This is a genomic window from Streptomyces sp. GC420, from assembly GCF_009916105.1.
GTDB lineage: Bacteria > Actinomycetota > Actinomycetes > Streptomycetales > Streptomycetaceae > Streptomyces.
This window is the reverse complement of the sequence record NZ_JAAAXQ010000412.1, coordinates 1-6,389: the sequence shown is the minus strand read 5'-3', so window position 1 is coordinate 6,389 and position 6,389 is coordinate 1. Positions and strand designations below refer to the sequence as shown.

5 protein-coding genes are annotated in these 6,389 nt (G+C 71.9%); 1 reads left to right on the top strand and 4 read right to left on the bottom strand.

Annotated elements, in window-relative coordinates; genetic code table 11:
* Positions 1-15 precede the first annotated feature (15 nt).
* Complete coding sequence (gene cydB / locus GUY61_RS32685; protein ID WP_166633944.1) at positions 16-1,011, bottom strand: cytochrome d ubiquinol oxidase subunit II; 996 nt, start codon at positions 1,009-1,011, stop codon at positions 16-18.
* A 27-nt stretch (positions 1,012-1,038) separates the two neighbouring features.
* Positions 1,039-2,658, bottom strand: coding sequence for a cytochrome ubiquinol oxidase subunit I (locus GUY61_RS32680; RefSeq protein WP_166633943.1), 1,620 nt, complete (start codon positions 2,656-2,658; stop codon positions 1,039-1,041).
* A 396-nt stretch (positions 2,659-3,054) separates the two neighbouring features.
* Between GUY61_RS32680 and GUY61_RS32675 the strand changes: the two genes are divergently transcribed.
* A complete protein-coding gene (locus GUY61_RS32675) occupies positions 3,055-4,713 on the top strand; it encodes a serine hydrolase (RefSeq protein WP_166633942.1) in 1,659 nt (552 codons plus the stop codon).
* Between the two features lie 98 nt (positions 4,714-4,811).
* Here GUY61_RS32675 and narI read toward each other — a convergent pair whose 3' ends face one another.
* Together narI and narJ are read right to left on the bottom strand one after the other, a co-directional pair.
* On the bottom strand, positions 4,812-5,579 hold the full coding sequence (gene narI, locus GUY61_RS32670; protein ID WP_166633941.1) for a respiratory nitrate reductase subunit gamma: 768 nt from the start codon (positions 5,577-5,579) through the stop codon (positions 4,812-4,814).
* Positions 5,576-6,217 (bottom strand): nitrate reductase molybdenum cofactor assembly chaperone, encoded by a 642-nt coding sequence (narJ, locus tag GUY61_RS32665; protein ID WP_166633940.1) that lies wholly within the window; start codon positions 6,215-6,217, stop codon positions 5,576-5,578. Before narJ ends, narI begins: the two co-directional genes overlap by 4 nt.
* Positions 6,218-6,389 lie beyond the last annotated feature (172 nt).

Below are 6,389 nucleotides of genomic sequence, written 5' to 3'. Positions count from 1 at the left end.
GGGTCGGGGTCAGGGTCAGGCGGGGATGTTGTCGACGCCGATGCGCTTGCGGAAGACCCAGTACGTCCAGCCCTGGTAGAGGAGGACGACGGGGGTCATGATGCCCGCGACCCAGGTCATGACCGTCAGGGTGTACGAGGCCGAGGAGGCGTTGGCGGCCGTCAGGCTCCAGTCGGCGTTCAGGCTGGACGGCATGACGTCCGGGAACAGGGCGAGGAAGAGCATCGCGACGGCCGCGGCGACCGTGACGCCGGACAGGGCGAACGCCCGGCCCTCGCGGCCGCGCTCGTTCGCGGCGAGCGCGCCGAGCAGCGCGGCCACCGCGACGGCCAGCGCGACGAGGCTCCACGCGTCGCCGTCGGCCGCCTGCGTCCACAGCAGGAAGACCAGCGCGAGCACGGCGGTGGCCAGCCCCGTGGTGCGGGCGAGGCCGCGGGCCCGGTCACGGATGTCGCCGCGGGTCTTCAGGGCCGCGAAGACCGCGCCGTGGAAGGTGAACAGGGCGAGGGTGACGAGGCCGCCGAGCAGGGCGTACGGGTTCAGCAGGTCCAGGACCGTACCGACGTACTCCCCCCGCTTGTCGATCTTGGTGCCGTGGACGATGTTGGCGAAGGCCACGCCCCACAGGAACGCGGGCAGCAGCGACGTCCAGAACAGGGCGTGCTCCCAGTTGCGCTTCCACCGGGCGTCTTCGCGCTTGCCGCGGTATTCGAAGGCGACGACCCGCACGATCAGGCAGACCAGGATGGCGAGCAGCGGCAGGTAGAAGCCGCTGAAGAGGGTGGCGTACCAGGCGGGGAAGGCGGCGAAGGTGGCGCCGCCGGCGGTGAGCAACCACACCTCGTTGCCGTCCCAGACGGGGCCGATGGTGTTGATGAGCACCCGGCGTTCGCGCTCGTCGCGGGCGAGCAGCTTGGTGAGGATGCCGACCCCGAAGTCGAAGCCTTCGAGGAAGAAGTAGCCGATCCACAGGACGGCGATCAGGGCGAACCAGACGTCGTAGAGGTGCATGATCCGTTCTCTCTCGCGGGCCCGGGCTCAGTAGGCGAAGGTCATCGGGCGGTCGGCGTCGTCGTCGGCGGCGGGGCCGCGCAGCGAGGGGACCTCGGGCGGCGGCTGCTCGTCGACCGGGCCGGCCTTGGCGTACTTGACGATCAGCTTCACCTCGACGACGGCCAGTACGGCGTACAGGGCGGTGAAGATGCCCAGGGAGGTGAACTGCTCGGCGACGGTGACGCCGGGTGAGACGGCGTCGGCGGTGGTCATCAGCCCGTAGACGCTCCAGGGCTGGCGGCCCATCTCGGTGAAGATCCAGCCCCAGGAGTTGGCGATCAGCGGGAAGCCCATGGTGAGCAGGGCCAGCCGCCAGTACCAGTTGCCTGCGAAGGCGCCCAGTTCGCGCTTGGGGGTGAGCATCAGCCGGGGCACCTCGTCCTCGCCGGTGCGGTGGTCGGGGGTCAGCCACCGCTTGGTGCGGGTCAGCCACAGCCCGGCCAGGCCGAGCGCGAAGGAGGCCATGCCGAAGCCGATCATCCAGCGGAAGGACCAGTAGGCGGTGGGGATGCTGGGCTTGTAGTCCTCGGCCAGGTCGCCGTAGCGGGCCTCGAGGGCCTCCTCGACGGAGTTGATGCCGGGGACCTCGGAGGTGAAGTCGCCCTTGGCGAGGTAGGACAGCAGGCCGGGGATCTCGATCTCGACGCTGTTGCGGCCCTCGGAGACGTCGCCGTAGGCGAAGACGGAGAAGGGGGCTGGGCTCTCGCTCTCCCAGAGGGCCTCGGCCGCGGCCATCTTCATGGGCTGCTGCTCGTACATGACCTTGCCGAGCAGGTCGCCGCTGACGGCGGTGAGGAGGCCGGCGACGACGGTGACCACGAGGCCGAGGCGCAGCGAGGTGCGCATGGAGGCGATCCGGCCGGTGCTCTTCCCGGCCCTGCTCGCAGCGGCCCCTGCGGCTCCATCCGCCCCTGCGGTTTCCGCGGCCCCGTCGGCTCCCGCCGCCCCGGCGTCACGGGCCTTCGAGGCGCGCCGCAGCTGGTAGGCGGCGATGCCGACCATGAAGGCGCCGCCGGTCAGGAAGGTGGCGGTGAGGGTGTGGAAGACGACGACGAGGGTGGTCTCCTGGAACAGCACCGCCGCGATGTCGTTGAGCTGGGCCCGCCCGGTGACCTCGTTGATCTCGAAGCCCACCGGGTGCTGCATCCAGGAGTTGGCGGCGAGGATGAAGTAGGCCGACAGGAAGGTGCCTGTCGCGACCAGCCAGATGCTCGCCAGGTGGATCTTGCGGGGCAGCCGGTCCCAGCCGAAGATCCACAGTCCGATGAAGGTGGACTCGAAGAAGAAGGCCAGCAGGGCCTCCATGGCGAGCGGGGCACCGAAGACGTCACCGACGAATCGGGAGTAGTCCGACCAGTTCATGCCGAACTGGAATTCCTGCACGATGCCGGTGGCCACGCCCAGTGCCACGTTGATCAGGAAGAGCTTGCCCCAGAACCGGGTGGCCTTGAAGTACTTCTCCTTGCCGGTGCGCACCCAGGCCGTCTGGAGTCCCGCGGTGAGGAACGACAGGCTGATGGTCAGGGGGACGAACAGGAAGTGGTAGACGGTCGTGATCCCGAATTGCCATCTGGCCACGGTCTCCTGAGCCAGCGCCAGTTCCACGGCGGGCCTCCTTGTATGCGGTCGCACTGACCCCGGGGTCGGGGGTCGGCGTGGGGTGGTGCCGGGCCGGCCGGGGGAGGAGGCCGGCCCGTGGAACACAGACTCGCTGGTGGAGGGGGATCCGGGCCAGCGCCGTACGGGCCGGGGCCTGGGGCCGAACGGTCCTTGTTGGCGGCACCCCCGAGGGCCGAACGGCTCGCAAAAGCGGCGGGGCGCGGCCGTCATGACGGGGTCGAGGCTTCAACTGCACTGCCGGGCAAGGGTGTCGGGGCCTCGGTGGACCGAACGGGGCGGTTCGCGGTGCCCGGCGTGTCCGTTCTCACACCGGTGCTGTGACCTACGCCGATCCGCCCACAGCGGTGGCAGGCGGTGGAAGTACGGCCTCTACTGGGGTGCATGCTTCGCCATGACCGGGCGCGCCGCGCGGGCCCTCGCGCCGTGGCCGCCGCCCTCCTGCTCGCGGCCGCGGCCCCGGGCCTCGGTGGCTGCGTCGGACCGGACGCGGACGGGCCCTCCCGCTCCGCGGCGCGCAAGGACGGTGCCGCCGCGGCGGCGGCACCGTCGCTGCCCACCGTGCCGCCCGCGCAGCCACCGCCCCGGCTGACCGGGGCGGACGTGGACCGGGCCGTGGACCGGCTGGACGCGGCCGTGCGGGATGCCATGAACAGGACGGGGGTGCCCGGTGTGGCCGTGGGCGTCGTCCACGACGACCGGGTGGTGTACCTGAAGGGCTTCGGCGAGCGGGAGGCCGGCAAGCGGGGGGAGGTCGGGCCCGACACCGTCTTCCAGCTCGCTTCGCTGTCCAAACCGCTCGCCTCCACGGTGGTGGCCGAGGCCGTGGGCGAGAAGACGGTCCGCTGGGACGACCCGGTGGTGAAGCACGATCCGGGTTTCACCCTGAAGGACCCCTGGGTCACCCGGCATGTGACGCTCGCCGACCTGTTCTCCCACCGCAGCGGCCTGCCCGACCACGCGGGTGACCTGCTGGAGGACCTGGGCTTCGACCGGTCGTACATCCTGGGCCGGCTGCGCTACGAGCCGCTGGCGCCGTTCCGCGCGAGCTACGCGTACACCAACTTCGGGCTCACCGAGGCGGCCGTGGCGGTGGCCGGCGCGGCGGGCACCGGCTGGGAGGAGCTGGCCGCCGAGAAGCTGTACCGGCCGCTCGGCATGGACTCCACGAGCTCTTCCTTCGCCGACTACGAGAAGGCCGGGGACAAGGCCGTCACCCATGTGGAGGTGGCCGGGGACTGGGTGCCCGAGTTCGTCCGGGACCCGCGGGCGCAGAGCCCGGCAGGCGGGGCCAGCTCCACCGCCCGGGACATGACGAAGTGGCTGCGCCTCCAGCTCGGCGACGGGAGGTTCGACGGGCGGCAGGTCGTCGACGCGGACGCCCTGGAGGAGACGCACCTGCCGCACATCCTCTCCGAGCCGCCGCACGCCCCGGCCGGCCGGTCCGGCTTCTACGGCCTTGGTTGGAACGTCGGCTACGACGACGAGGGCCGGCTGCGGCTCGGCCATTCCGGTGCCTTCTCGCTGGGCGCGGCCACCGCCGTGGCGATGCTGCCCTCGGAGGGACTCGGCATCGTCGCCCTGACCAACGGGGAGCCCGTCGGTGTGCCGGAGGCGATCGTCAACGGCTTCCTCGACATCGCGGCGACCGGGGAGCCCACCGTCGACTGGCTGGAGTTCACCGGCACGCTCCTGCGGCGGGCAGAGGAGGGCGAGCGCTCGGAGACGGACTACGCCGAGCCCCCGCGCGACGCCGCGCCGGCACGCGGGAACAGGGCCTACACGGGCACCTACACGAATCGCTACTACGGCCCGCTGAGGGTGAGCGCCGAGGACGACGACCTGGTGATGCGGATCGGACCCGAGCCGATGCGGTTCACCCTGCGGCACTACGACGGCGACACCTTCGGCTACCGCACGACGGGCGAGAACGCGGTCGGGCTGACCGGCGTCAACTTCACCGTGGGCTCCGACGGGCGCGCGTCCAGGGTCCGGGTGGAGTACCTCGACGAGAACGGTCTCGGCACGTTCACCCGCAAGTGACGCAAGTGAGCCGCACCGCCCGGGGCGGGCGGAGCGCCGCCCGCCGGTGAGCCGCCGCCCCGGCCGCGGGAGGCCGCCTCACCCGCCGACCTGCCGCCTCACCCGCGGCCCGCGCCCGTGCGTTCCCAGCCGCGGCGCGGGGCACGGCTGCCGAGCCCGGTGTCGCGGCTGCGGTAGACGATGTACGGGCGGGTCAGGTAGCCGAGCGGTGCGGTGAGCATGTGCACGAGCCGGGTGAACGGCCAGATCGCGAAGAGCAGCAGCGCGCTGAGGGCGTGCAGCTGGAACAGCACGGGCGCCTCGGTCATCAGCGCGGGGTCGGGGCTGAGGTAGGACAGGGAGCGGAACCAGGGGGAGATGGTCTCCCGGTAGTCGTAGCCCCCTCCGACGACGTTGGCGGCGACGGTGGCGGCCAGCCCGAGCACGATGGTCACCGTCAGCGAGAGGTACATGAACTTGTCGTTGCGGGTGGTCGCCGAGAAGACCGGGCCCACGGTGCGTCGGCGGTAGATCAGGACGGCGATGCCGCCGAGGGTGCAGATACCCGCGAAGGTGCCCAGGACGACGGCGGTGACGTGGTAGGTGTGCTCGCTGATGCCGGCGGCCTCGGTCCAGCCCTTGGGGATCAGCAGCCCTCCGATGTGCCCGACCAGGACGAGCAGGATGCCGAAGTGGAACAGCGGACTGCCGATGCGCAGCAGCCGGTTCTCGTACAGCTGGGAGGAGCGGGTGGTCCAGCCGAACTTGTCGTAGCGGTAGCGCCAGACGTGGCCGAGGACGAACACCACGAGCACCAGGTACGGCAGGACGATCCAGAGCAGGATGCCGCCGATGCCGGTCTCCCCCGTGGACACTGCGCCGGTCATCGCGGGCCTCCTGCGGGGTCGGGCATGAACTGCGGGGGTGCGAAGGGGGCGAGACCCACCTGTTCCTCGGGGGGTCCCTGGGCGGCGAGCCGCATCACGGCCTCGCGTTCGTCGCCCGCGAGGGCGGGCAGGGTGGCGGAGACGGACTCCAGGACGAGGGCCCAGGGCGCGCCGGCGTCGCGCAGCGCCAGGCGCAGCAGTTCCAGGCCGGCGCGGTGCTCGGTGAGCAGCCGGGTCCCGGCGGCGGGGTCGGCGGCGGCGAACTCCAGGACGACGGCGAGGTGGTCGGGCAGTTCGTCGTCGGACAGCCGCCAGCCGGCCGCGGTGTAGGTCTGCTTCATCCGCAGCAGCGCGACGCCGCGCTTCCTGGTGTCGCCGTGCGCGTAGTAGGTGAGGTAGGGGCAGCAGCGCCTGCGGTGGTCGAAGGTGGCGACGTACTCGGCGGCCAGTTCGGCCGAAGGGGCACGTCCCGCGTGGTCGGCGAAGCGCAGCAGGGGTGCCCCGACCTGGTCGGGCAGGGTGGCGGCGGCCCGGCGCGCCAGCGGCAGGTACCGCGCGAACCGCTCGTCGGGGTACGCGAGCAGCAGTGACTGCACCTGCCGCGCGCGGGAGGTGCGCTCGTCGGTGGCCGCGCTCATGGTCCGGTGCCCTTCTCCTCGTCCGGCCCGGGGCCCTGGCCCTCCTCGCCCGGTGGGAAGAGGCCGGGCGGGCGGCCCTTGCCGTCCCAGTTGAGGAGGTTGACACGGGTGGCCTTCCCGGTGGGGGCGGCGGCCGTGTCGGAGGTCTGCCGGTCCCGCAGGGCTTGGAAGG